This window comes from Bradyrhizobium sp. P2_E8 (assembly GCF_056403875.1).
In genome coordinates this window covers 1-1643 of sequence record NZ_JBFUES010001332.1, presented here as the reverse complement: position 1 = coordinate 1643, position 1643 = coordinate 1, and the positions used below count along the sequence as shown (strand labels likewise).

Genomic DNA, 1643 nt, shown 5'->3' with positions numbered 1-1643 from the left:
GCCAGCTTCAGCCGCTTCTTGTCCGCCTGCGCGCGCAGATGCGCGTCCGAGATTTTTGCGTATTCGGCGCGCACCTCGGCGGCATAGGCCACGCGCTTCTCCGGCGAGAGTAGCGCGGAGGCGACGCCGACGGCGCGGCTGGCGTCGTTGACGTGCACGACGGGACCGGCGCGGTAGCTCGGGTCGATCTTGACCGCCGTATGCACGCGGCTCGTCGTTGCGCCGCCGATCAGCAGCGGCAGCTTGAGGCCCTCACGCTGCAATTCGCCGGCGAAGAACGCCATCTCGTCGAGCGAGGGCGTGATCAGGCCGGACAGGCCGACGATGTCGGCCTTCTCCGCCTTCACGGTCTCGACGATCTTGGCCGCCGGCACCATCACGCCGAGGTCGATGACCTCGAAATTGTTGCACTGGAGCACGATGCCGACGATGTTCTTGCCGATGTCGTGGACGTCGCCCTTGACGGTCGCGAGCACGATCTTGCCGGCGGAAGAGGAGCCTTCGGTGCCGATGCCATTGGCAAGATTGCGCGCCTTCTCTTCCTCCATGAACGGCATCAGCCAGGCGACCGCCTGCTTCATCACGCGGGCGGACTTCACCACCTGCGGCAGGAACATCTTGCCGTCGCCGAAGAGGTCGCCGACGACGTTCATGCCGGCCATCAGCGGCCCCTCGATCACGTCGAGCGGACGCGACGACGCCTTGCGGGCCTCCTCGGTATCCACTTCGATGAACTCGGTGATGCCGTGCACCAGCGAATGCGACAGCCGCTTCGCCACCGGCCATTCGCGCCAGGCGAGGTCGGCTTCCTTGGTCTGGGTCTTGTTGCCGCGGAATTTTTCCGCAAGCGCCAGCAGCCGCTCCGATGCGCCGGGGTCGCGATTGAGGATGACGTCCTCACACACCTGGCGTAGTTCAGCATCGATGTCGTCATAGACGATCATCTGACCGGCATTGACGATGCCCATGTCCATGCCGGCCTTGATGGCGTGATACAGGAACACCGAGTGCATGGCCTCGCGCACCGGCTCGTTGCCGCGGAACGAGAACGAGAGGTTGGACACACCACCAGAAATGTGGGCGCCCGGCAGGTTCTGGCGGATCCAGCGCGTCGCCTCGATGAAGTCGACGCCGTAATTGTTGTGCTCCTCGATGCCGGTCGCAATCGCGAAGATGTTGGGATCGAAGATGATGTCCTCGGGCGGGAAGCCGACGCGGTTCACCAGGATGTCGTAGGCGCGCTTGCAGATCTCGGTCTTGCGCGCGAACGTATCGGCCTGGCCGACCTCGTCGAAGGCCATGACCACGACGGCCGCGCCATGACGACGGGCGATCTTGGCCTCGTGAATGAACTTCTCCTCGCCTTCCTTCATCGAGATCGAATTGACGACCGGCTTGCCCTGCACGCATTTCAGGCCGGCCTCGATCACCGAGAATTTCGAACTGTCGACCATCACGGGGACACGGGCGATGTCGGGCTCGGCGGCGACGAGATTGAGGAACGTCACCATCGCAGCTTCGGAGTCGAGCAGGCCCTCGTCCATGTTGACGTCGATGATCTGCGCGCCGTTCTCGACCTGGTCGCGCGCGACCTGCAGCGCGGCGGTGTAATCGCCGGCGGTGATCAGCTTGCGGAAGCGGGC

The 1643-nt window shown here is 64.3% G+C and carries 1 protein-coding gene; it reads right to left on the bottom strand.

Annotated elements, in window-relative coordinates:
- The coding region (locus AC1D00_RS40155) for a dihydropteroate synthase (protein ID WP_477014512.1) at nt 1–1643 on the bottom strand (1643 nt) is incomplete at both ends.